Genomic DNA, 23,210 nt, shown 5'->3' on the forward strand with positions numbered 1-23,210 from the left:
GACAGCTCCGCTATGCCGACCGCGGGCATCCAGGATCCAACTACGTTCCGGTCGGGACTTCGTGCGACTCCCTGTGTAGATCCATATCGATCACCGCATCCGCCATGGCGGCCAGTTCCGGCGTCTGAGACACGAAGAACTCCCGCTGATAGCCGCCGAGGCGCAGCACCTCCCGCTTCATTGCCATGAACATGCGCTTGCGCTCGGGGTCAAGCGGCCCATCGGCCTCGTCCGAGAACAGCGCACCGTAGCGTCGCCCGGTATGCTGGGCGAGGTACAGCGCCACCGCCCGGATCAGGCACTCGTTGATCCAGACCCGTTCGCCGCCGCTCATGAGGCCGACGCTCTTGCTCTCGCCCGACTCGCCGTCATGCACCAGGATGTCGAAGCCCTCCTTCTGCTCGCCCTTTCCCGTCTCCACCAGCGTCTCGATCGACACCGTGAAGCGGGGACCGTAGCAGGCGAGCAGGAGGTCATTCGCGAGCGCCGACAAGGCCGGACCGGCATCATCGATGGCGAGCGCGATCAGCCCATCGTTGCTCATGCACTTGGCGAACAGGTTCCAGTTGCCCAACTCGGTTTCGACATGAGCAATGCGGCTGGCCACCCGTGCCTGGCGGCCGACCAGGGCCGTTGCCTGCTGCATCAGGACACCCAGGGTTTCGGCATCCCGCACCGCGTTCAGGTGCGCCTGCTCGGCGGCGGTGACGGACTGTGCCGCCTGTTCCATCCTCGTCTGTGCATCGATCAGGCGCTGCTCGTCATAAGGTGCAGGCAAGGCCGCCAGTGCCTGCTTGAGCCGGTCCAGCGTAGCGCGATAGTGTTTGGCCTGCTGTTCGTGCTGGTAGGCGATCGCCTGCCGTGCCGCGCCGATCTGCTGCCGCTCGGCCGCCTCCTCCGGCATCTCCACCGGCTGATCAGCCGCGACATCGGCGCCGAGCCCCGTCCCCAGTTCCGTCAACTCCTGGTCGATCTCGGCCAGCGTAGTCCCGGCCCGCGCCATTTCCCCGGCCTGGGCGGCCAGCAGTGCAAACTGCGAGGCACGCGCCCGGGCACACTCGGCCCGGTGCTCGGCCCGAGCCAATGCCTGCGGCGCGGCAGAGAGAGCTTCATGCTGTTCGCGCAAGGCGTCCAGTTCCTTCTGTACCGTCGACTTCTCGCGCCCCAGGCGCTGAATCGTCCCCTCAGCACTGGGAATCAGGGCCTGCGCTTCCCGCGCATCACTCAGGAGCTTGCATTGCCCCTGCAGATCGGTACCCGCGCACGGCACCTCGCCGGTCAGCCCGAAGCGCCGCCCCAACTCCTCGGCCTTGAGCGCCACCTGCCCGGCCTCGCGCTCGATCCCGGACAATTTCTGCTGGGCCATCCGCTCCGCAGCCTGGCACTGGGTCAGGCGTTGAACGTGCTCCCGCCACGTTCCGACCTGTGCCGATCGTAGCGACAAGACTCGCTCTGCCAGAGGCAGACGGCGCTCCCCACGCCGCACGCCTTGCGCACCTGCCAGCAAGGTGAGGCACTGCCGGCGCTGGTTCTGCAAGACATGCCGGCGGTTGCGCTCCTGACCGACACGCTGGGCGATACGCTGCTCCAGCCGTTCCAGTCGCTGTTGCTCGCCCCGATCCTGTGCCAGCAGGGCTTCGATGGCTTCTTTGCCGGCCTGGATCACCGCCTGGCATTCGCCCTGAAGTTGTCGCCGGCGCGCTTCCACGCCTTGCGCCTGCTCTCGCTCGGCGATCAACTGGGCATGCTGGGTTCGCGCCGACTCCTGCTCGGCGTGGGCCGCCTGTCGGGTCGACAGGCTTTGCGCGACGCAAGCCTGGGCGCCGTCGAGGCGGCGCCGTTCGCCCTCGATCCGCTGCGCTTCCTCGTCCAGCGAGGCCTGTTCCTGCCGGATCGCCGCGAGACCCGTTTTGAGCAGACGCGCCGTCTCGGCCGCTTTCTGGCCGAGGGCCCGGATCTCCTCCTGCCCGAGCAGATCGGCCAGCAGGGTCTTGATCTCGGCATTGCGGTAGGTACTCAACTGCCGCTTGCCCTGTGCCGAGAACACCGAGGTGAAGAAGGTGTCGGCGCTGCCGCAAATGCTCTCGACGCAGCGGGTGTAGGTCTCCACCTTGCCGTCGGACACGGTGCCGTCGTCGAGCGCCATGGGTTTCCACGCACCATTGCAGGCGAGCACGAACAGGAAGGCTTCGGTCTTGCGCCGGCCGTTGAGGCGGACCACGACCTGCGAGCGGTAACTACGGCCATCGTGCGCCCAGATCAGATCTTTCTCGTTCTCGGGCAGGCACACATGGTCGTAATAGGAGAACCCGCCCGGACCCGCCGCGCCGGCGCGCGAGGGCATGGTGAGATACGGGTGCATGTTGTCCATCACGGTGGTCTTGCCGCGCCCGTTGGCGCCGACGATGGCGACCAGGTCGGCGCCGTCGGCCAGTCGCTCGAAATCCAGGGTCAGGACATCGTGTCCCAGGCCATCGCGGATGCCGCGAAAGCCTTTGAGGGTGAGTGAAAGCGGTTGCATGGTGGGGTTCTCCTGCGGGATGACCCATTCAGTCTCCCGCATGAAAAAGGGTCTGCAAGCCCGTCCCCAAGGGGACGGATCCGACAAGGTCAGGACGACAGCGCAGGCGCCAAATCAGGCTGCGGCGAAGACCGGGTGACAGGGGTTTCGACGCCTGCCGCGCACGCCGGACCGGCCTGCCTCCGCAGCACCCCCTCGACAATGGCTTCCGGTGCCTGGCTGGAGAGCGCCTGCAGGCACGCGAGCAACAGATCGGCCCGCGCCTCGGTCACCTGCGCCCAGACCCGAACCTTGTCCGCCAGATTCGCCAGCTGCGAAATCCCGGCCGCCCGCGTGCGCACCACGGGGACGATCCGCCCTTCCAGCTTGGTCTCCATCGCCCCGGCCAGCAGGCGCTCGATTGCCGCGCGGTCGACTTCGTGGCGATCTTCGTCGGCGACGGTCCAGCGCACGCGCACGAACGCGCCGGCGACGTCCTGCTGCGCGACGGTGGCCCGCAGGGCCTCGAGGTCGGGCTTGCCGTCGAACACGATATCGATGGTCCGGCGCGCGGGCGTGGGCTCCAGCCGGTAGCGTGCCTGATCAGCATCGACCTCCCACAGCAGGAACCCCTTCTCGCCCTCCTCGCCATAGTGGAAGCGGCTGATGGAACCGGCATAGGCGATACATTGCCCGCCTGCCGCGCCGTCTGCTGCCCAGGACTGATGGCGGTGGATGTGCCCGAGCATGAAGGCCTGCGCCTCGGCGGCGAACAGCGCCCCGGTGGTGAACTCGTGATCGAAGCCGGCCATCGGCACGCCGTGCTCGCTAATGCAGCCGAACACGGTGCCATGCGAGACGCCGATCGTGGGTACACGTTGCCGCCGGGCCGCGCGATGGATCGGCGCGTAACCGCGCAGCAAGCAGGCGAGGTTTTCGCCGACGGCCTGGGCGGCGTCCGCCGCACCGACCGCTGCCGCGACCGCGGCCTTGTTCACCGTGGGTACGCAGGAAAACAGCGCGCGAGCATTGCCGGGGAGCCGGTCGAAGCACCAGCCCGCCGACGCCAGCCATTCGCCCTGCGCCGAGAGCGCGACCTGCTCGATCCGCTCGGCCACATGCACCGGATGTCGTCCGCCCAGCAGCCGGAAGATTGCCAAGGTGCCCGGCGGCTCATGCGAGAAAGTCCCTTGCAGCATCAGCACCGGGCAATGGTCGGCCAGCCGCCGGACCTGGGCGAACAGCCGTTCGGCGGCCGGCGCGTGCAAGTCCAGACCATGGTCGGTGGCATCGCCCGACAGCACCGCCGCCTCCACGCCCAGCGCTATGGCGCGGTCGACGGCGTTGCCGAAGCAGCGATCGGCTTCGATCAGGTTCTTCGTACCGTAGTGCAGATCGGAGAAATGGGCGAGGCGGATCATGATGCCCTCCCGCGGGAGGAGAGCTGCAGTTCGCTCTCGATCTTGTCGAGATAGCCCGACGGGTCGTGGCGGTAGCGCTCCAGTTCGTCCCAGGCGCGGGCACGGCCATGCGGGTTGATCTTCCAGCCCCTTCCCCACCGCCGATCGGCATACGCCTGGTAGCGTTCCGGCGCGATCCTGTAGGCCTGCACACGTGCCATCAGTTGCTCAAGGCTGGGATGCCCTTCGCGCAGTGGTGGCGCCTCGCCGGATGCCGCCTCGGTCGCCGTCACCGCCTTGCTCTCGGCCGCCTCCGGCTGTAGCGGCTCGGCGCTCGCCGCAACCGAGCTCCCCTGAAGCACCTGCGTCGCCAGTTGGGCCTGGACCAGGGCCGTCTCGGCATCCTCGTTCTCGCGCAGCAAGGCCGTCACATCCACCGGCGCCTCAAGGTCGATAATCCATTGGGGTACGCGCACCGCCCTCCCCTGCTCGTCGATGTGGGCTACCTCCATTAGTTTCTTGGTCAGGTAGAACGGCGTGCGCTGCCGGTCGAGGAAGCCCGAGATGCGCCCGCCGCGCAGGAAGCCCACCGTCTCGAATTTCTGAATCGCCGAGTTCATCGCATAGAAGCTGTTGGTGTGCAGTTCGAAGGCGCTGATCGAACGGATGCCGGGAATGAAGAACAGGAAGCGTCCGGTCAGGTTGCACTGGCGCTGCTGGTACTCGCGGCAGGTCTCGGGGTCACACAGGCCGCCCTTGTCCTCGCGGATCATGGTCTTGCGCCCGCCGAAAAGGCGGATTGTGCGCCGGCCCGTGTCGTCGACCGGCACCGGCGCATGGCACATGCAGTGGCGCACCCGGCCGTCGGCCGAGTATTGCGACCAGTAGTGCTTCTCGTGCGTGCCCCAGGTGGCCAGTTCGTGCGGCATCACGGTCTGCCAGTAGTCGGAGGGGAACACCACCGGAAAGCGGTAAAGGCGCCGGCCTTCGCCCCGATCCTCGCCATAGGCATCCAGAATCGCCCGGGCGATCTCGGGATTGGGGAAATCCTGCGCCCGAACGGTGAACCACGACACATTCCGTGGCACCAGCGGCGTCTTCAGATCGGGCAGTGCCTCGGTGATGGCGCGCTCGATCTGCTCGAAGGAGTGGCCGGCGGCCACGCCCTGCTCGTAGATCGCCTGGGCCTTGGGCTCTCCGGCCGCCTTCTTCGTGAGCACCTTGATGCCCGCGCGGATCTTGCCGCCGGTGGGAATGCGGGCGGGGCCTTGCCCCAGCAGGGTCGGCGCAGCCGTCGTCCCGCCGCTCTGCACGGCGATCACGGGGTGTGCGTTGGGATGGGCCATGACGGGGCTCCTCCATGAATATCGGGACATTCCGATGATTCATGCTCTCGCGACTTCCCCGCGCTTCAACCCCGCGCCGAACCGCAGGCGTTTACGTGCACCATGCTTGATAGATACAATGGACCCCGGCGCCCGCCTTGCTTGCACACGAGCAAAAGAAGGCCTTCCTTACCGATCCTCATGTTCAGCGACACCTCGACACCGGGTGCGTCGGCATTAAACGTGTGCGCATAGTCCGACCCGCCTTGGTTACTGAGGAGTTACTGCCATGAGCATCAAACAGCTGTGCTTCGACACACACACCCAACTTCGCGACCAGCACGGGATCGCCGTCCGTCGTACCCACCTCTACGAACTGCTCGCCGCGCTGCTGGGCTTCAACTCCCATGCGGCGCTTGCGGCTGATGCCGTCATCGGTCAGGTACGGCAGACGTGGAAGTTCACCAGCGATGACTTGGCCCGGCTTTCCAAGCGCTGCCTGGCCTTGGGCTATCCCGCGGCAGAGAGCCAACGCATCGTCGAGGCCGTCACCGCGCTGGCCGAGACCCATCGGTTGGTCGCCGTCGATGTCAAGTACTTGGTGAAGCTGATCGCAGGCGATGCAGACGGGTGGAATGTCGACGACGAAGAGATGCCAGACGACGTTGGCATCGACCAAGCATCCCCTTGGCAACACGCTCCGGACCTCGATCTCGGCTCGCCCCTGTTGATCGACGCGCTGGAGCAGTTGGCGGCCAAGGATCATGCCGATGCGCACTATGCCCTCGCCTTGCTGCTGGAATGCGAACCCCCGGAAGACCGGGACGGCCACTGGTACCGGCAGCAACTCGCAGGTCGCCGACTCGATGGCCCCGAGAAGGAATGGGCCGACGACTACGCCGCCGCCCTCGCGCAGTTCGATCAGTACCGCCAGCATATGGCAACCGCGGCCCGGCTCGGGCGAGCCGATGCCGCGGTGGCATGGGCGGATCTCACCGCCGAAGAAGGGGACTTCCAACACGCACTATCCTTGGCGACGCCGGAGGATGCGACCCGCCTGTTCGACCTGGCTGATCGCTTCGGGGCCAGGGCTATGGTGGTGCCCCTGCTGAGACAGGCCGCCCTTACAGGAGATGTCGAAGCCATGCGCCGGCTGGCCGAGGATTTCGAACCCGACGCCGTCGAGGCATGGACCTGGGTCCATCTCGCTGAACTGTGCGGCACCGACCTGACCAGGATGGAAGCGGTTTACGAAGACGGGTCGCCCGTGGACGACGACATTCCCGGCAACATATTCGCGGTCGGTGGCATCGACGTTCCAGACATCAGTGCCGAGCAGCACGTAGTCGCGCGACGGGTAGCCGCTCGTCGGTTCGAGGACATGCGAAATCGCTAGGAAACCGTGGGGGTCGCCCCACTGGCTGAGTGATTAACCGATCCAGCGATTTGAACCGGAAGATCGACGATCGTGACCAGCGGCTGCAGCAGACTGGTTGCGGTCAGTCACGTTCGGCAATTGAGCGACGGCCAGGACCGGAACCGGTCGTTCGAAGGCTTGCTGGAGGGAGACGGCTGCACCTTCGTGAGCAGCCACTCATGTGTGGCGAGTTGGGTGCCGGCTCGTGATCGATTCCTTCAGCCCGCAACGATGGGCGGAACCCCACCCCAAGCAGAAACGCAAGTGTCTGAAGTGGTTTGCCGGGAAGCTGCCTCTCAACGGTCGACATGACCGGCAGGCGATAGCAAGCGAAGCTTGATGTTGACGACTGCGGTCGGTGATGCCGGGTAGCAGGGCATGCACAAGCGGCCGGAAGCCTCCGGGCCTGCTTGGCATGTGACGACGCGACCGGGCGTTCGGCGCAAGCTCAACCCGTTCACCGAACTGACTTCGTGGCCGATCGGGTCGAGAGGATGAAGCCCGCATCAGGGCGAAGGTAGACCACCCGTTCCGCGTGCTGGCGCGGCAGTTCGGGCTCACGAAAATACGCTATCGTGGGCTGCCCAAGAACTCGGCACAGATCGTCACGCTGTTCGCGCTGTTCAACCTGTGGATGGCGCGACGACTGTTGATAGAGGCGCTGGGATGAGTGCGTCCGCGAGACGCGTAACGGCGATGAGGAACGCCAGATACGTTCCGCATCAGCTCGATGCGTTCGAGTGCTCCGGTGCCGCATCGCCTTCAACCCGCCTCAAGCTGCACCGCGCGCCGCATCGGCGCGCCACCAATATTCCATATCCATGTCAACGTCACTTTTTGCGTGGCGCCGTCTACGGCGTGGCCTATAATCCTGAATCCGTGTTCGCTTAGCCGGAAATCCAGCCTAACGCATTGATGTAATTGTATAATTGCGCATCCGAGCCTTTCACCCAACCGACCATGCCGCGCTTCGAAGTCAAGCAATCCGCCAAGCTCAATCTGACGTCCTACTCGGGCCTGGCGTTGATCGGGCAGTGCTGCCAGGCGGCACAGGTCGAGGCGGTGATCGACCCGAGGCTGCCGGTGTCGCAGGGTATGCGGAGCTCGGACCTGGTCAAGTCGGTGGTGGGGCTGCTGAGCCTGGGCAAAAGCGACTTCGAGGCGATCGAGCCGTTTCGCGGCGACCGCTTCTTCAAGGAAGCGCTCGGGCTCGCCAAGGTGCCCGGCAGCGTGTGGATGCGCCAACGGCTCGATGCCCGCGCGGCCGAGCTGCGCGAGCTGACCGACGAGCTGAGCCTGCGCCTGCTCGAGCGCACCGAGGCGCCGATCACGGCGCACAAGGGCTACGTCTGCGCCGATCTGGACACCTTCGTGATGGACAACTCCGACACCAAGAAGGAGGCGGTCAGCCGCACTTACCAGGGCGTCGATGGCTACACGCCGATCGCGCTGTACCTGGGCAACGAGGGCTGGAACCTCGGCCTGGAGCTGCGCGCGGGGTCGCACCACTCGGCGCTGGAGACCGAGTATTTCTTCGAGCGCGCGTTCCCGCGCCTGCGCCGGGTGTGCGCGGCCGATGCGAAGCTGCTGTGGCGGGCCGACAGCGGCTTCGACAGCGCCCGGCTGCTGTTCGCGCTGGCCGACGAGCGCGATCGCTGGGCAGCGCTGGGGCGTTCGTTCGACTACCTCACCAAGTGGAATCCGCGCCGTCAGGACAAGACCGCCTGGGTGGACCGGGCCGAGGCCGCCGGCGTCTTCGAGGAAGTGCGCGCGGGCAAGCGGGTGGGGCTGCTGGACCTGAAGATCGACCGTGCCTGGAAGAAGGCCAAGCGCACGCTGCGTCTGGTGGTGCGGGTGACCGAGCGCACCATCGACAAGAAGGGCCAGCACCTGCTGACCCCCGAGATCGAGATCGAAGGCTGGTGGACCAGCCTCGAAGTGGCGATGGCCGACGTGATCGAGCTCTACAAGCACCACGGCACCCACGAGCAGTTCCACTCCGAGATCAAGACCGACCTGGACCTCGAGCGCCTGCCCTCGGGTAAGTTCGATACCAACGACGCGGTCATGCATCTGGCCGCGTTCGCCTACAACTGCCTGCGCCTGATCGGCCAGCTCGGGCTGACCGGCGAGCTCTCGCCGATCCGCCACCCGGCCAAGCGCCGACGCATCAAGACAGTGCTGCAGGAGGTGATGTACCGCGCGGCGAAGTTCGTCGAACACGCCCGCCGCCTGGTGCTGGACTTCGGACGCGGCGTCGCCGCGCATGTGAAGGTGTTCACCACGGTGCAGGCGCGACTGTGCGCGGTGGCTTCGCCGTGATGCAAATCCGACGGCCGAATTCTCCGAATCGAGGCCATTTCGCTGCGGCGAAAGGGCGACGGCCGCGTGGGAGCAGGAAAATGACGTAGCGCACCCCCCGTAAGCCCGGCTCGCCGGGCCTACGGGCCGTGAAAGGACGGTGCTCGGGGCTGCGGTGAGCTGAGATTGGGAGTCAGGCAGCAGAAAAATCATGCGCTGGGGCTCGCGGAGCGGGTACGCGCTGAAGACAACACGGATTCAGGTATAATGCCAGCGAGGCCGATGTTGTTCACATATTCCCTGCGTTGCGATGGGGCCTCCTCGCGACGGTACGAAGGAGAAAGCATGGACGACAAAACGAATGAGGGCGGCCGTGTGACGGTGAGGATCCTTGAGTCAAAGACCGCAACGCTGAAGGAGTTGGCGGATCGCGACTTGGGTCTCTACATCCCGTTGAACCAGCTCACCGAGGCGGACCTCGCCAAGCTTCAAACTTTCCTAGGTACTGTGGACGTGGAGCCCATTGCACTAGCGCACTCGGCAGCCACTGACGACTAAGCGCAACTGCGCTGTCGTTTAACTATGTTCCGACGCCACTAGCACAGCGAGGACTGGAAATGAGTGATGATCATAAAGCTGGCAGCAAGGTTCGAGAGTTCCGCGCTCACGAACTTGATCTTCACGAACTAAAAACCAAGAAGCTCGGTCTCTACATTTCGCTGAATAGATTGTCTAGCGACGAAATGGCTCGGCTCTCTGAGTTTCTTCGCAAGATCGACATCGAGCCAATTGCGCTAGCCCACTCGAGCGCAACCGATGACGACTGAGTCTTCCTCAGCGGTAATTAGACTTGGGTCTAGCCTCCGCACCAGGAGAGCGGAAGAGACATTTTCAGCGATCCGTCCGCACTTGGCGTCGGTCGGGATCTCCCGAGTTACGGACACCACAAGAATGGACAGGCTTGGGCTACCTGTCTTCGCCAGTATCCGCCCGCGTGGCAAGGTGCTGCGTGTTCACGCGGGCAAGGGAACAGAACTGATCGACGCCAAAGTCGGTGCAGCCATGGAGGCAATTGAGTACGCGCTCGCAGAGCCGGAGGCTACGGAGTGGTCCCCAGTGTGCACAAGCGTGGGTGAACTTCTCAAGTCACTGCCGCTCCGATTCATAGATTTCGCTCCGAGACTCGGCGTGAATGTCTCCGAGAGTGACATGATTCATGGCGTCACGTGTGAAGACCTTTCGGCCGGACATACCTCAGTCATTCCTGCCCAACTCGTCTTTATGCCCTACTTGCCGGCTGGGTGCAAAAACTTCTTCGGCGGAACGACGAATGGACTGGCATCGGGCAACTCAGTCCCTGAGGCAACCGTTCATGCGATTTTCGAGGTTCTCGAACGAGACGTCGTATCGATGAACAAAGTGCAAGACAGATCGTTGCTAATCGATCCGAGAACTTTGCCGGACATCTTCCGTCAGTATTCAGATCAATGGAAATCCCTAGGGGTCTCGTTGGCCGTTCGCTACATCGGCAATACATATCAGTTGCCTTGCTTTCAAGCGTTCCTTACTGAGGAGGAGAGCAACACAGTCAATCTTTCGACCGGGCAAGGGTTGCATTCAGACGCGGAAATCGCTTTATCTCGCGCCATCTGCGAGGCGGCGCAGTCACGACTGAGCCACATCCACGGCGGAAGGGATGACATCACGCATTTCTACTCGAAATACGCGAGATGGGACAAATCTGACCGAGCCAGGGTTGAGAGCGAGGTCAAACGACGCGCTTTCGATGCTGCGGGAATGTTGAGTTTTCACGAAGTGCTTGCCCCCGCCCAATATCGCGATGAGACGATGTCCGAGATCATTGCGCGCCTAGTTCACATAGTTCATCGGAACAACTTGGGGCCCATCTATCGCTACACGTTTGATCACGACATTCCAAGTATCTCAGTTGTTAAGGTTGTAGTACCCAGAGCTGAACACATCGAGCACAACTTGAAGAGAATGGGACCGCGGGTGTTCGCCGCGGTTACTGCGCGTGCATAAAGTTATCGTATTTGCTGGCCCGTCTACGTATGGGCTGGACGACAAGTATATGGAGTCCGACCAGTTCGACTGGAGACCGCCCGTAAGACGAGGAGATGTAGCCTGCCTAATCAAGGACCGAGCAGCTTCCACTCTAATTATCTGCGACGGCGTGTTCCAAGCCGAACCCGCGGTATCTCATCGGGAAATCTGTGACGCATTGGATGCCGGCTGGCAAGTATGGGGCGTTTCCAGTTTAGGTGCCATCAGGGCTGCTGAAATGTCCCATCTCGGTATGCGGGGATACGGCTATGTTTACGAGCAATTCGCAAACGACCCGGACTTTTGTGACGATGAAGCCTGCCTGCTGTATTTTCCAGAGCGACCGTACTTCCCCGTAACGGAGCCGCTGGTGAATGTCAGATACGCCCTTGACACCTTCGGCCCTAGCTTCGGCCTCACGCGGGCTCAAGCTACCAGGACAATTTCCATGCTTCGAGCGCTTTGGTTTGGAGACAGAACGCCGGGGCAAATTGAGTCTGTGCTCAAGGAGGTTGGCGGGCCCTCGTCCGACGTAACGGGATTCATGGCGGAACTTCGGAAACGTCAGCGGAAGCAATTAGACTTGGAAGAGTTGCTTACTGCGAGCCCGTGGAAACAAATCCGTAGTGATGCCGGACATTATTGAGGGTCAAGGGGGCTGGCTGTTCCACGGACAAGGTGCCAACAGGTGGTTGGACTACTTTAGTGGCGAACGCAGACTCGCAGAATCGACGCTTCATGATTGGATCGATACCCTCAGCAGGTTCGACCAAGAAGTAAAGCGACGTGGCGCGCGCTTGTCGGTTTGGATTGCGCCTGAAAAGCACACCGTGCTGCACGAACTGTTGCCTAGCAACATCAGTCACGGCCCGAAGCCGCTTGGAGACTGTCTCGAGTATCCGTTACGGACGCGTGGCCTAGCTGTTTTGGATAACTCCCATTTGATAAGGCAGGGAGCAACGGGCCAGTTTCACTCAAAGACGGACTCTCATCTCAATGGCAAAGGCGCCGTTCACGTCTGCTGCTCGCTTCTCACGTCGTTAGGAGTACAGGCACAGCATGCCCCTGGACCATATCAGATTGCGACAGTCCATGCGTACGGAGATCTCGGGCGAAAGGTCTCTCCACCACGAACTTCGCCTATAGCAGCAGTTTGTTCCGCCGGACAACCGGCGGAGGTTGAAAGGAAAGTACAGGTCAGTAATGTTGGAAGCGTCACTTTAACTCGATGCCCCTCCGCGCCAGTGCTCGAAAAACTGCTTGTTTTCGGCAATTCATTTTCAAGTGGGGATCTGCTCCAGTTGCTGGCAAGTACGTTTGGCGAGGTCCTGTTCATCTTCTCTCCAGCTCCGGACGTACCCGTTTTGGGCGAGTTCAACCCACGATATGTACTCTTCCAAACGAATGAGAGGTTTATTTCTCGAGGACCTAGCACGCTTGGGGGTGCGAGCTTCCGTGCTTTCGGCCTGGTGAAGCTTCTCGCGAGTAACAGTTCTCGCATCTCTCAGGTTCACGAGATCGCCGCGCGTCCGCAGTACTCTTGCGCTACGATTGCACACTCGCTGTTTCAAGCCATAGCTAGCAACCAGAACGCAAAGGCGGAGGAGTTGATTCTGGAGGCTGCCGAAAGAATTTCTCCGTTCGAGGCATGTGTTTTCGTCGCGCTTCTGCAGCGGCTCTCTGCGTTTCAGATCGGTGAGCGATTGCGGCAGAACCTGGATGATTCACTTGCCGCGGCGCATCGGGCAGCAGACTATGTGTTGCTGAGCAACGCCTTGCAGAAATACAGGAGTGCCGAAGGCCGCATAGGTGCTTTGGCTCAAGGCGACGGATAGTTCTGCTCAGATATTTTGTTAGCGGACTAGATTCCTTCGTCCTTGTTTTTTCTGGGAGCGCATAGCGCGGAAACTCTGTCTGCGAATAGTTCTGCTCTTGACCCCGACAGATAGTGCGTCAATTCCACTAGGCTGCCCATCTGCGGATCGAACGTTAGTCCTGAGATGTGGAAACCCCTTGCCAACTTGTAGATGATCATCCGGTTATTCAGAACAGAGTGCTGCGACCGTAAGGCGATGGCGCCTTGAGATCCCGCGTACTGGGTTACGTGCTCGAGCAGGCAGCCATACACTCCCGTACGCTGGAATTGCTGGGCGACACCGCTGTGGGCCATGTAGTAGACGCGTCCCTTCTCCATCCAACCTACAGACCACCCCACTAACGCATCTCCCTGGAAGGCGCCAAACCGAATCGTCTTTGCAGTCAGTCCTTTGGGCGCGTCGCTCTTTTCACGATCTAGTACATACGCCAGCTTGGCGGATTCTTGGTGGATGCCACTGAACGCGTCGGCTGTCAGGGTCCCGAACTCAGGCTCAGAAAAGTTCTCGACGAGACGAATTTCGACCGGTGCCGTTGCATTCATGTTGAGCTCTAGTGGGATTTGGACGAATGGTCATTGTCTCAGGACCGCGGAAGGGTGTCAGCCACTAAGGAACCCGCCGACGTCCTCCGGGGGACAGGCATTGGCGCCGGCCAGACACAGCGGGTGCTTGAGAGCGGGATCGGGTGGTAGGAGCTGCTCGCCCCGCACGCGATGCTCCCAGCCGTCGCCGAAGTCGTATAGGTAGGTGAAGGCGGTCAGGCCCCCGAGGGCGCGGGCCAGCGTCGCGCGGGCGTCGCTCAGGAGCAGCGGATCATCAGGATAGTCCGACACCGGATCGGTCTCGCCATAGTGGGTATGGCCGATGATGAACTCGTGCAGGTGGCTCGGATTCGCTAATCATGTCGATTTGGCACGAGTGGTCATGAGCGGCCGGAATCAGCACCTGGACGATACCCCGCAATCTAGCGCTCCGTTGCCTTCGCGGGGAAGGCGGGCATCGGCTGATTGGTCCACCACACCCAGGCCTCCGGTGTCCCCGATGCGATCGCCTTCTCCTTTGCCGCCCGCTCCTTGGGGTCCATGAACGCGCTGGCCACGTGTAGGGGAACGGGTCGCGCTCCAGTATCCAGCAGCAAGGCATTCGGAAAGACTGCCCCGCTCCGGGCGTCGTAGCGCAGCGGCTTGACGAAGCGGCGGTGCTGGGCCACTAGGGCATCGATCAGCGGCAATTCATGCACCCCTTCGATCGGAATCCAGTGCTCGCTCGCCAGCATCAGGCTCGCCGCGTCGATCTCATAGGTGTATTCGCGGCGGGCGCGGATGAGTGCCGCCAGGACGAGGCGGACCGGGCGGCTGGTGTCTGCATCTCGAGCCTCGAACAGCGGGGCGAAGACGCGCTCGACGCGCTCCCAGCTCTTGCCGGCGATCAGCAGCGGCGCATCCGGCATGTGCCGGATCCAGACTCGGCGCCCCTGGCTCGTCGCCTCGCTCGCCTTGAACTCGCCGATCACGATGGCCAGGGGCGTTTGCCCATCCTTGGGGCGCAGCACGGCCAGTTTCTCGCGTCGGCGCTGGGCGGCGTCGGCCTTGGCGCTCTCGTTGAAGGGTTCGGGCACGTACAGGCGTTCGGCCAGCGGCACGCCCTTGACCATGATCTCCTCGGCCGCCTCCAGCAGATACTTGCGCACCACGCCCTGGTTGCGTTTGCCCGCCATCGCCGGGCTCCAGCGGTTGAAGCCAGCGCGCTCGAAAAGGAAATGCATCAGCGCCCGCAGCGTCATGCGCCGCCCGGGCACGCCGACCTCCGACACGTCTTGCGGATCGCCGCGCGGCACGCCGCGCCCGGTCACCCGCGTCCAAGGAAAATCCACGCGCAGCTCGACGCGGCCCGGTTCCGATTCCAGCACCGCCTCCCCGACCAGCTCGCCGAGCCCCGATTGCTGGAACTCAGGCTCGTAGGAGGGACACCCCGGATGGTGCGTGCTGCCGCTCTCCGGCATGCGCTTGACCACGAACTGGCGGTGCAAGGCCACGTACATCTCGACGCCGCCCGGCACGCACAGGCAGCGCGGCCGCTCGGGTGTGTCGTAGACCTGGGCGAGCGCGTCCTGCAGTTGCGGATCGTCGCCGATGATCACCCGTCCCTTGATGGCAAAGCGCTGGGTTTCCATCGCCGGTTCAGACCAACTCGTCGAGCAGTTCCGCCAGCGTCGGCTTGGGCCGCGGCAGCAGCTCCCGCACTGCACTGCGCTCGCCGATCCCCAGGATCGTGCCCACCTGATCCTCGTCGGCCCCGCGCTCATACATCCGGGAAATCACGGTGAGACGCGCCGACTGGGCGCTCAGGCCCTTCAGTTCGGCGTAGCGGAACAACTTGCGGTAGATCTCGAGCAGTGCCCGGCAGACATAACGGTTCTGCCCAGGTGCGCCGTTGTTGGGCACGATATTGTAGGGCTCGCCGGCCGGGGAAAGGAACAGCCGGCTTGCGGGATCTAGGCCGCGGTAGCAGTCAGGCTCGCCCATCCCATGCCCGCCGTCGCGCCGCTCTCGGAAGTAGGCGGTCAACGCATCGTCGAGCCGACTGCTGCTGAAGTAGAGCGGTCTCGCCTTGCCGTTGATGGCGGCTTCGGCGCGCAAATCCGATTCCCGGCACACGCTGCCGTCGGTAAGCAGGTAGTCGCGTACTTCGAGCCGGGCGATTTCGAGGGGGCGCAGGCCGGTGGCGAACAGCATGTAGTACAGGGCTAGGTCGTGCCAGGTACGGCTGGTTCGGCCCTTGATACGCACCGCCCCCTGGGTCACTTCCGCCGCCGACAATACCCGCGCCGGACGGGCACCGACCGGCGGCTGGGGCTCGAACCCTTCCAGCGCGACCAGGATGGCCTCCCGATGCAGGCGCAGTCGCCGCACGAAGGCGGCCCCTTCTTCCTTGAGGCCGTCGACGCCCACGACTTGGGTGAGCTGGACTGCGACAGACTTGACGCGCCGCTCGACCGCCGTGCGTGAGACACCGAAGCGCGCGGCCACCGCCTCGTAGGTTTCACCGCCGACGACGGCACGGAGCATCTCGGCCGACTGCAGCGCGTTCTCGTAGTGCTTGCTGACCTCCTGATTGCCTTGCATGACTTGCCTCTCCCATCATTGCTCGACCGTCATAGCCCGAATGTTCGGGCGCCGACACCGCCTTTCGCCAGCCGAAATCGCCGGGAAGGGCGCGGGATTTCGTCATCAGGCCAACGGCAGCGCCTTCGCTGAAGCGCCGACCGGCCGGACCTGCAAAAAAGCATGCGGCGGGCCGGTGCCGGCCTGGTCGATCCGCAAGCAGTGCCGTCGGTCCACACCGAGCGGCTCCCCGCAGTTGGCCTCGCCCGTCAGCCGGGCTGGCCTTGCTGCGCGATCCAGCGGCGGATGTCTTCGGCGCGCCAGACGGTCACCCGCTCCGAGAGCTTGACCGGTGCGGGAAAGGTGCGCGCCTGGATGCGGCGCCAGAGGGTCGATTTGGAGATGGGAACGAAGGCCAGCACCTGCGGCTGCCGCAGAAAGCCGGTTTCGGGCAGCGTCCGGGTCGGAACCGGAGCTGCTGGCGTGGCCGGAGGAGCAATGGGAGTCGCTGCCATCGCGGCGACGCGGGAACGGATGGTGGGCATGATCGGACCTCGTCACGGCGGGTGCCGGTAAGGGGTATGACCTGCTCGGTTGCGGCCCCGCTAGGTCAGAATGGCGCGGGCCGATAGGGAACGCAGAACTCGACGGCATGCCACGGGCGCCCCGGTCGCGCGGCATGGAAGAATGAGCCGGAAGGGGAATCCCGCCGCCGGACGGCCAAGGGCGTTCGGGTCGGGAAAGATCAGGCGAACCGCATTTATGCTGCGCAGCACGCGCGACAGCGGATCGACGGGCAACAGGCAGGTAACGACTGCGACGCCGCCACGAGAGCGGTGCGAGCTCCCACGGCGTCGGGTCAACCCGAGGTGGAGCCTGTTGGTACGATATTGAGGTCCGTGGGCCGACACAAGACTTGCCGGGGTGCGCCAGCCGAAAGGGGCCGCACACGCCGGGGATTGGAGGTGGCACCGATGCCGAAGCCATTCCTGCACGCCGGAGTCAAGGCTGCGGCCCAGACATCGGCTCGCGGATGAAGCCGATCCGACTCAAGCCCACCGTGGCGGATAGGACCATGATTCCCTCCTGCTCTCGTCGGGCGTTTTGAAGTCCGATTGGAAGTCGCACCGTGGGGAGAGCGCCGCGAGGGTTTCGCGCACGAAACTTGGCCTGGCGGCCCTTTTTCCCCTCCGCGGGAGGGACAATTTCCTATCTCGAGCGGCTGCCCAGGTATTCACAGCAGCTCCGCACGACCGACATGACGAATGCCCGGTCGTCAGCCCCGAGTTCGGAAATCCATGCGCCAAAGGTCGCCGCTTCGCTGGCCTCTTCGGGTCCTTCCGTCGATAACAGGTCGCCAGCCGAACATTGAAGCGCCCCCGCAAGCCGGTCCAGCGTCGGCAGGGACGGCAGATGGGCGCCGCGCTCGATGCGCGAGATGGTTTCGGCGTCGACGCCGACCCGCTCCGCAACCATCTCCTGTGTCCATCCCAGCTGTTTGCGCCGCTCGGAGAGGTTGCCCCCAAGTCGCTTCGCCAGACGGGCGGACTCTTTCTTTTTCACCGCCATCATGTTGTCCTTTCACTCAACAAGAATGACGGTCACTGGACTATCGAAACAGGGGTTCTTATGTGGTTTTGCTTATCGTCATCTTTGTTGATCCCCGAGGTGGGAAGTGACAAATCGGCCCCGGATTGGCTGCGGTAACCGAAGCTCAGTCGCCCACCGAAGGCGAGATGCTTTCCGGGGCTTCCGGCTGTGCATCGGCGCTCACATCGATCGAATCGAGCGTCGCCTCGCGCTCCGCGCCCGGTTCGTCCGTGCCATCCGCGACGCCTACGGTCACGGTCTCTGGTCGGCTTCCCTCGCTACGCCCCTCGCCGCTGCGCGCGTCCAGGGCGTTCATCCGTCGCCGCAGCCCCATCGCGAAGTTGCGCGCGCCATTGGCGACGTCGCGCACCTGGCGCTTAAGACTGGCGCGCTGGATATCCACCGCCTGGGTGGTGATCACCTCGTGGATCTCCAGGGTCTGCAGCAAGGGCATCAGTTGGTCGAGCTTGCCCAGCACCTCCAGGAATCGTCGACCGATCGACGACAGCACATGGACGTCCACATCCAGCGGCACGGTGTCGTAGGTCGCGGAGCTGGTGATGCCGTGCGCCTTGAATAGCGCCTCGGCGCCGTCGATGGCCTGGTTGAGGTTTGCGGTCACCGCATCCATCTGGGCGCGGATGGTGTCCTCGACCTTGGCGACGTCCGCGTGGTCGAGCCGCGTGCGGGCAATCACCGAGATGAAGTGGGTGTTGAGCTGCAGCGTGTTGAAGAGCCGCGCGAAGAAGCGCTTGCCCTCGGCGCTCGTGAAGCGGGTCGGGATCTTCAGGCTAGCCGCCTCGACGCGCCGGAAGTCGGCCTTGGCCTCCTTGGCGAGGATGCGGGCATTGACGCCACCCTGGTCCACCTTGACGATCTGGATCTCCGACATGCCCCGCTCCTCCAAATACCGCGTTCGGAGTGATCATCCGCGCCGGCATCTGCATTCGCCACCGGGAATGGCCGTCGCCTGAGGGGGCTTTCGGCATCGGCCTCGATTTGGGTCGGTTTTCGGTATTGACCTGGCCATCCGGCGCGACTACTTTGACGTCATGCAGCAGCTGGCCCTGCATTCAAACAAGGCAAGCCCTGGAGTTTCCCGTCTTTCGCGTAGGCCACCGGTCTTGTCCGGTGCCGCGTGCGCCGATCTTGTCGGCACCGCTTGCGGTGCCAGTCGCGTCCATGCCATCGAGGCGAGCTTTCGAGGCAGGGGCGAGGCGTCGTTCCCTGCGTTTCCCGGACGCCCTTCCCCCGAAAGCCTTCCTCGATCGGTAGCTGGCACACCGATCCTGGCGGCTCACGCCGTCCGTTCCCGCCAGCCCTGGAGTCTTTCCCCGTAGCACCGACCCGGTCCGTTCCGGGCCGGCCGTTCATCACCCCCTGGGGGCTTACGCCTCCAGTCGTGGTGCGCGTTGCCTCCTGCTCTTCCCTGGAGACAACGATGCTGAACCCGAGCCGATCCACGTTCTCTTCCCGAGTCGCCCGCCCCGCACCCATGGGGCCTGCGTTACCACCCTGCCCCGCGGCATCGAGCCACCGTCCGGCGGCGATCCCCGATCGCGCAGCCCTGGACAGCCTGCTCGAGGACGAGGACTCACCCGTCGAGTGGAGCGAGGAGGACGTCGTCTTCCTCCACTGGCGCCTGCTGCAGGAGGTCAGCCAATTGGCCGATCCCACGACACCGCTGGAAGAGAAGTTCGACACCTTGCGCTGGGTCTTCGCCGAGCGCGAGAAGGACGGCCTGCCGTTCTCGTTTGTGAGTTGCCTGCGCGTCGTCGGCTGCAGCCCGCTGTCGCCGATCGCCTATTGCGGTCGGGTCGACGCGGAGGAAGTGCGCGAGCACATCCGACATGGGCTGAGGGCCTGGCTCGAAGCCACCCTGGCGCGCTATCCCGCCTGGGTGCGCGACGCGGTCGTACGAAATCCCGAATGGGTCGAGGCGCGGCTGGCCAAGAACCCCCAGTGGATCAACGAGCAGGTCAAGCGGATGTCCGTGCAGGGCGACCTGTTCGCCTGATCCGTTCTCCAATTGCGGGCCTTCTTCGCCAATGCGAAAGGCCCGCCCCATTCAAGGAGTCGTCATGACCGCTTTCAAGGATGTCCTCTGCCTGATGGCGATCTTCATCGCCTACGGCATCGCGGGACGCCTGGACTATGAGGATGCGGTATTGCTGGAACAGATTACGCAGGAACGACAGCATGCCGAATGCCTAACATCGATGCCGCCGGTCCGCGTACCTGCGCAGCCGATCAGCAATCCGTCCCCCAATCCACCAAACCAAGGCGCGGAGCGCAGCCGGCCGGATAACAGCCGTTGCTGGCCGCGCTCGATGTGAGGAGGCCGCCATGTCAGCCCAAGCACGCATCACCCTCGCTGGACCGAGCCTGCTGACCGTCCAGGCAGCAGAAGACATCGAGTTCCTGGTCAAGGAAAGCGAAGTCCTCACCGGCCACGCCGGCCGCACCTTCGTCATCGCCGGCGCCGACTGGCTGACCTACCGGGTGCACTGGCATCCGATCGGCTTGAAGGTCGAGCGGCTCGATGTCGAGGGCCGTGTTCTCAGCACCCAGCACCTGCTGCCCCGGGAGTTCCTCGGGCACAGCCTGATCGAGGCCCTGGCCGCCGGCCAGTTATTCACTCCACCGGTTGGCCGCATCGGCTGAGCAGGTGTTCTTCCCCCTTGGCGGGCCCGTCCCGCCGGGGCCGGGTTCCGTCTGCACTCATGGAGCACATCATGCAGATACAGGTTCGAATCAATGAGGATGGCGCGCTGCGCAACCAGCGCTACGCTTTCACCGATCGCTTCACGCTCGTCTCCGAGCTGTTGCAGAACGCCCGCCGCGCCGGCGCGACGCGAATCGAGATCGATTACGACGCCGCCGCCCAGGTACTGCGGGTGCAGGACGATGGCTGCGGCCTGGACGACTTCCAGAAGCTCCTGAGCTTCCACGAGTCGGGCTGGGATGCGACCACCGCCGCCGAGGAGCGCCCGTTCGGTGTGGGTTTCTCGAAGTGCCTCTATGCCGCCACGCGCTGCATCGTCGCCTCGAACCACCAGCGGGTCGATATCGATACCGCTGCGGCACTGGCCAAGGCGTCGATCGACGTGGAAGCCATCGCGGAGACGGTCTCCGGCACGCGGATCGAGCTGCACGGCGTCGACCTGCCCGACCTGGGCAACCGCATCGAGACCTTGTGCCTGGGTTTTCCGGTGCCGGCGCTGTTCAACGGCAAGCCGCTCGTGCGCCGTTTTGCGCAGGCGAATCTCGCGACGATGCCGAGCCCGATAGGCGCAGTCCACCTCGCCGGCACGCGCGACGGCAAGAACAGCTACGAGACGATGGTGTTCCTGCAGGGCTTCTGCGTCATGAAGCCGACCTACTGCCAGCTCGACAAGGTCAATGTCGTGCACCTTGACTCGCGCCAGTTCACCGCGCGCCTGCCGGATCGCGACAAGCTGATCGACGAGGACGTGCAGAGCAAACGCATCGATGCCGAGCTGAAAGCCTGCTGGCGCCGGACCCTGGAGGTGGCCAAGGTGCAGTTGCCGCCCGACCGCTTCGTCGAGATCTACTACTCAGCGATGCGTGGCTCGGGGCAAGTGGATATGTTGAACGACCTCGACGTGCTGCCGGCCGAGTTGTTTGACGACATCGTCGGCTACCCGATCCAGGACGACAGCCGCGACTATGTCCGGCAAGTGGCCGTGGCCCCCACCCGCCAAGCCATCGAAAGCGGCGCTGTGCAACTGGTTTCGCTCAACTGGATGGGCGACGACAACGCGGCGCGCTGGATGCTGGCCCGGGCCAAGGGCTATCTGGTCGTCGACTGGATCGGCCTGCATCTCGACCACTGGGCCCAGCGCCATGTGCGCTTCCTGGAGGAAGAAGCGGTACGGGTCGAGCCGGTGGCCGAACAGCTGCGCGTGCAGTTGGAAGGGCGCTGGGTGTGGCCCACCGTGATCCTGTGCGAGGCCGTGCGCATCCGCGTCGGCCACGAGGTCGTCGAGATCGCCGACCATGGCGTCTGCCACGAGGATGTCTTGTACATCCCGGCCGGCGAGACGTCTGGAGAGCCGGTGCGTCAGGTCTCGTCCTTCATGGACGAAAACGACCAGTTTCAGGGGTCGGACCTGGACGCCGACCGCGACGCGTTGGCGGACCTCATCCGTCGTCTGCGTTCGGTCGATCCGGTGCAGACGCTCGACTCGCTGCTGCAGGAACTGCGGCTGGGGAAATATCCCCTGCTGCACGGCAAGGCCTTCCAGGTCTCCGTGGGGGTGGGCTCGGCGCCCGGCCACTCGGTAGCCTTGCTCGCCGAAGCGCCCGGGATGGGAGGCCGCCATGCAGGATCGTGACTACGCGGCCCGCATCGAAGCGGTCAAGCAGCGTGCCCACGGCCGCTGGACCGAGATCCTGGCGAGCCTGGGCGTCGACGAGCGCATCTTAAAGCGCCGCAACCTTCCCTGCCCGCTGTGCGGCGGCACCGACCGCTTCCAGTACACCGACAAGTTCGGCGAGGGGAACTACCACTGCCGCCAGTGCGGCCCAGGCGGCGGCTTCAAGCTGCTGCAGGCGGTGCTGGGGGTGGATTTCAACACCGCCCTGCGCGACGTCGAGCGCTGTCTGGGGATGCTGCCGGCGACGGCAACGTCCCGGGCGGGCGAACCCTCGGCCGAGCGCATGAAGAAGTTGGCCCAGCGCATTTGGAACGAAGCCCAGCCGGTAACGGTAGGCGACGAGGTCGACCGCTACCTGAGCGGCCGAGGCCTGGCGCTACCGGTGTACCCGAAGGTGCTGCGCTTTCATCCGGCGCTCGGCTACTACCAGAAGGATGCCGCCGGCAAGTCGCGCAAGATCGCCGAGTACCCGGCGATGCTGGCCTGCATCCAGGGGGCCGATGGCCATGCCGTGACCCTGCACCGGACCTATCTGCAGAACGGCGGCAAGCTCGCGGCCCTGGACGCGAAGAAGGTGCTCTCGGCCGGGATCAACGGCGCCGCGGTGCGTCTCTTTGAGCCGACCGAGGAACTGGCGATCAGCGAAGGCATCGAGACCGGTCTCGCCCTGCATCTGGCGACCGGCAAGCCGGTGTGGGCCGGGCTCAACGCCGGCAACCTGGAGAAGCTGTGGCTGCCCGACACGGTGCGCAAAGTCTGCATCTACGCGGACAACGACGCCGAGGGCGACTTCGCTGGCCAGGCCTTCGCCTTCGCGCTGGCGCGTCGGTTGAAGCGGGAGGAGAAGGCGACGGGTCGGCGGGAAGTGCGGGTGTTCCTGCCCAGGCAGGCCGGCACCGACTGGGCCGACGTCTGGCGCCAGCGTCTGGCCGCCCAGGAGCCTCGCGCGGCGTAAGTGTTGATGCGGGTGCGGTCCATCTTGGTGATGCCGCCGCACCCGCCTTTTCAGCGGGACCGCATCTGGCGGTTCCGGTGAAAAGGCGGTTTGCCCCACTGGTAGTTGTCACACCAGGTGACGCCCCACGGCGTCGCGAAGACAGCCCTGGAGTTCTCGCGCGATTCACGTCGCGCCTCTTTCGGATCGGCCAATCGCCGCTCCGCCATCGACCCTTGCGGGGATGCGCATCCCCGCAAGGATGTGCCGTCCCCGCTTTTCTTTTCCGACAAGGAGA

Annotated in this window: 22 protein-coding genes and 2 pseudogenes; 14 read left to right on the forward strand and 10 right to left on the reverse strand. The window is 64.1% G+C overall.

Annotated elements, in window-relative coordinates; translation table 11 throughout:
• Positions 1–40 precede the first annotated feature (40 nt).
• The 3 genes from PO78_RS18475 to PO78_RS18485 form a co-directional block, all read right to left on the reverse strand.
• The gene (locus tag PO78_RS18475; protein WP_043745857.1) at positions 41–2,521 is read right to left on the reverse strand and encodes an AAA family ATPase; all 2,481 of its coding nucleotides are present in this window, start codon (positions 2,519–2,521) and stop codon (positions 41–43) included.
• 89 nt (positions 2,522–2,610) lie between these two features.
• Positions 2,611–3,921: a metallophosphoesterase family protein gene (locus PO78_RS18480; protein WP_043745860.1), complete on the reverse strand. Its 1,311-nt coding sequence runs from the start codon at positions 3,919–3,921 to the stop codon at positions 2,611–2,613.
• Positions 3,918–5,246: a recombination directionality factor gene (locus tag PO78_RS18485; RefSeq protein WP_043745863.1), complete on the reverse strand. Its 1,329-nt coding sequence runs from the start codon at positions 5,244–5,246 to the stop codon at positions 3,918–3,920. The genes PO78_RS18480 and PO78_RS18485 overlap by 4 nt, the downstream gene beginning before the upstream one ends.
• 268 nt (positions 5,247–5,514) lie before the next feature.
• On the opposite strand from PO78_RS18485, the gene PO78_RS18490 reads away from it, so the two are divergent.
• From PO78_RS18490 to PO78_RS23480, 9 genes and pseudogenes are all read left to right on the forward strand, one after another.
• Complete coding sequence (locus tag PO78_RS18490; protein ID WP_043745866.1) at positions 5,515–6,621, forward strand: hypothetical protein; 1,107 nt, start codon at positions 5,515–5,517, stop codon at positions 6,619–6,621.
• 520 nt (positions 6,622–7,141) lie between these two features.
• Positions 7,142–7,312: pseudogene (locus PO78_RS22540) on the forward strand (transposase); the annotation flags it as partial.
• Positions 7,313–7,602: 290 nt separating this feature from the next.
• Positions 7,603–8,964 carry an IS1380 family transposase gene (locus PO78_RS18495; protein WP_004357889.1) on the forward strand — a complete coding sequence of 454 codons (1,362 nt, stop codon included), beginning with the start codon at positions 7,603–7,605 and terminating at the stop codon, positions 8,962–8,964.
• A gap of 324 nt (positions 8,965–9,288) precedes the next feature.
• The gene (locus PO78_RS18500; protein ID WP_043745869.1) at positions 9,289–9,501 is read left to right on the forward strand and encodes a hypothetical protein; all 213 of its coding nucleotides are present in this window, start codon (positions 9,289–9,291) and stop codon (positions 9,499–9,501) included.
• Between the two features lie 59 nt (positions 9,502–9,560).
• Positions 9,561–9,770, forward strand: a complete 210-nt coding sequence (locus PO78_RS22995; protein ID WP_043745871.1) for a hypothetical protein — start codon at positions 9,561–9,563, stop codon at positions 9,768–9,770.
• Positions 9,760–10,986, forward strand: coding sequence for a YcaO-like family protein (locus tag PO78_RS22545; protein ID WP_082047892.1), 1,227 nt, complete (start codon positions 9,760–9,762; stop codon positions 10,984–10,986). The genes PO78_RS22995 and PO78_RS22545 overlap by 11 nt, the downstream gene beginning before the upstream one ends.
• A 49-nt stretch (positions 10,987–11,035) precedes the next feature.
• Entirely contained in the window at positions 11,036–11,653 is a 618-nt protein-coding gene (locus PO78_RS22550) for a TfuA-like protein (RefSeq protein ID WP_082047894.1), read from the forward strand.
• Positions 11,637–12,068 (forward strand): annotated as a pseudogene (locus tag PO78_RS23655) (alginate O-acetyltransferase AlgX-related protein); the annotation flags it as partial. The gene PO78_RS22550 and the pseudogene PO78_RS23655, both read left to right, overlap by 17 nt.
• 183 nt (positions 12,069–12,251) lie before the next feature.
• On the forward strand, positions 12,252–12,842 hold the full coding sequence (locus tag PO78_RS23480; RefSeq protein ID WP_231570760.1) for a hypothetical protein: 591 nt from the start codon (positions 12,252–12,254) through the stop codon (positions 12,840–12,842).
• A gap of 26 nt (positions 12,843–12,868) precedes the next feature.
• Here the strand turns inward: PO78_RS23480 and PO78_RS18510 are convergent, their stop codons facing one another.
• The 7 genes from PO78_RS18510 to PO78_RS18540 form a co-directional block, all read right to left on the reverse strand.
• Positions 12,869–13,426, reverse strand: coding sequence for a GNAT family N-acetyltransferase (locus PO78_RS18510; RefSeq protein ID WP_043745874.1), 558 nt, complete (start codon positions 13,424–13,426; stop codon positions 12,869–12,871).
• 57 nt (positions 13,427–13,483) lie between these two features.
• The gene (locus tag PO78_RS18515) at positions 13,484–13,765 is read right to left on the reverse strand and encodes a plasmid pRiA4b ORF-3 family protein (protein WP_082047898.1); all 282 of its coding nucleotides are present in this window, start codon (positions 13,763–13,765) and stop codon (positions 13,484–13,486) included.
• 83 nt (positions 13,766–13,848) lie between these two features.
• Complete coding sequence (locus PO78_RS18520; protein WP_043745876.1) at positions 13,849–15,057, reverse strand: DUF1173 domain-containing protein; 1,209 nt, start codon at positions 15,055–15,057, stop codon at positions 13,849–13,851.
• A 7-nt stretch (positions 15,058–15,064) separates the two neighbouring features.
• Entirely contained in the window at positions 15,065–16,009 is a 945-nt protein-coding gene (locus PO78_RS18525) for a site-specific integrase (protein ID WP_043745879.1), read from the reverse strand.
• A gap of 248 nt (positions 16,010–16,257) precedes the next feature.
• Positions 16,258–16,533, reverse strand: coding sequence for a helix-turn-helix transcriptional regulator (locus tag PO78_RS18530; RefSeq protein WP_197068809.1), 276 nt, complete (start codon positions 16,531–16,533; stop codon positions 16,258–16,260).
• Between the two features lie 664 nt (positions 16,534–17,197).
• Positions 17,198–17,560, reverse strand: coding sequence for a helix-turn-helix domain-containing protein (locus PO78_RS21990; protein ID WP_052484457.1), 363 nt, complete (start codon positions 17,558–17,560; stop codon positions 17,198–17,200).
• 142 nt (positions 17,561–17,702) lie between these two features.
• A complete protein-coding gene (locus PO78_RS18540) occupies positions 17,703–18,470 on the reverse strand; it encodes an AcaB family transcriptional regulator (protein ID WP_043745882.1) in 768 nt (255 codons plus the stop codon).
• 549 nt (positions 18,471–19,019) lie between these two features.
• On the opposite strand from PO78_RS18540, the gene PO78_RS18545 reads away from it, so the two are divergent.
• From PO78_RS18545 to PO78_RS18565, 5 genes are all read left to right on the forward strand, one after another.
• A complete protein-coding gene (locus tag PO78_RS18545; protein WP_043745885.1) occupies positions 19,020–19,595 on the forward strand; it encodes a hypothetical protein in 576 nt (191 codons plus the stop codon).
• Between the two features lie 64 nt (positions 19,596–19,659).
• Complete coding sequence (locus PO78_RS18550; protein ID WP_043745888.1) at positions 19,660–19,914, forward strand: hypothetical protein; 255 nt, start codon at positions 19,660–19,662, stop codon at positions 19,912–19,914.
• A 10-nt stretch (positions 19,915–19,924) separates the two neighbouring features.
• Positions 19,925–20,242, forward strand: a complete 318-nt coding sequence (locus tag PO78_RS18555) for a hypothetical protein (RefSeq protein WP_052484458.1) — start codon at positions 19,925–19,927, stop codon at positions 20,240–20,242.
• Between the two features lie 71 nt (positions 20,243–20,313).
• Positions 20,314–21,936, forward strand: coding sequence for an ATP-binding protein (locus PO78_RS18560; protein ID WP_043745891.1), 1,623 nt, complete (start codon positions 20,314–20,316; stop codon positions 21,934–21,936).
• Positions 21,923–22,933 carry a DUF7146 domain-containing protein gene (locus tag PO78_RS18565; RefSeq protein WP_043745893.1) on the forward strand — a complete coding sequence of 337 codons (1,011 nt, stop codon included), beginning with the start codon at positions 21,923–21,925 and terminating at the stop codon, positions 22,931–22,933. The genes PO78_RS18560 and PO78_RS18565 overlap by 14 nt, the downstream gene beginning before the upstream one ends.
• Positions 22,934–23,210: the final 277 nt, after the last annotated feature.

The organism is Thauera sp. SWB20 (assembly GCF_000831325.1).
Lineage (GTDB): Bacteria > Pseudomonadota > Gammaproteobacteria > Burkholderiales > Rhodocyclaceae > Thauera > Thauera aminoaromatica.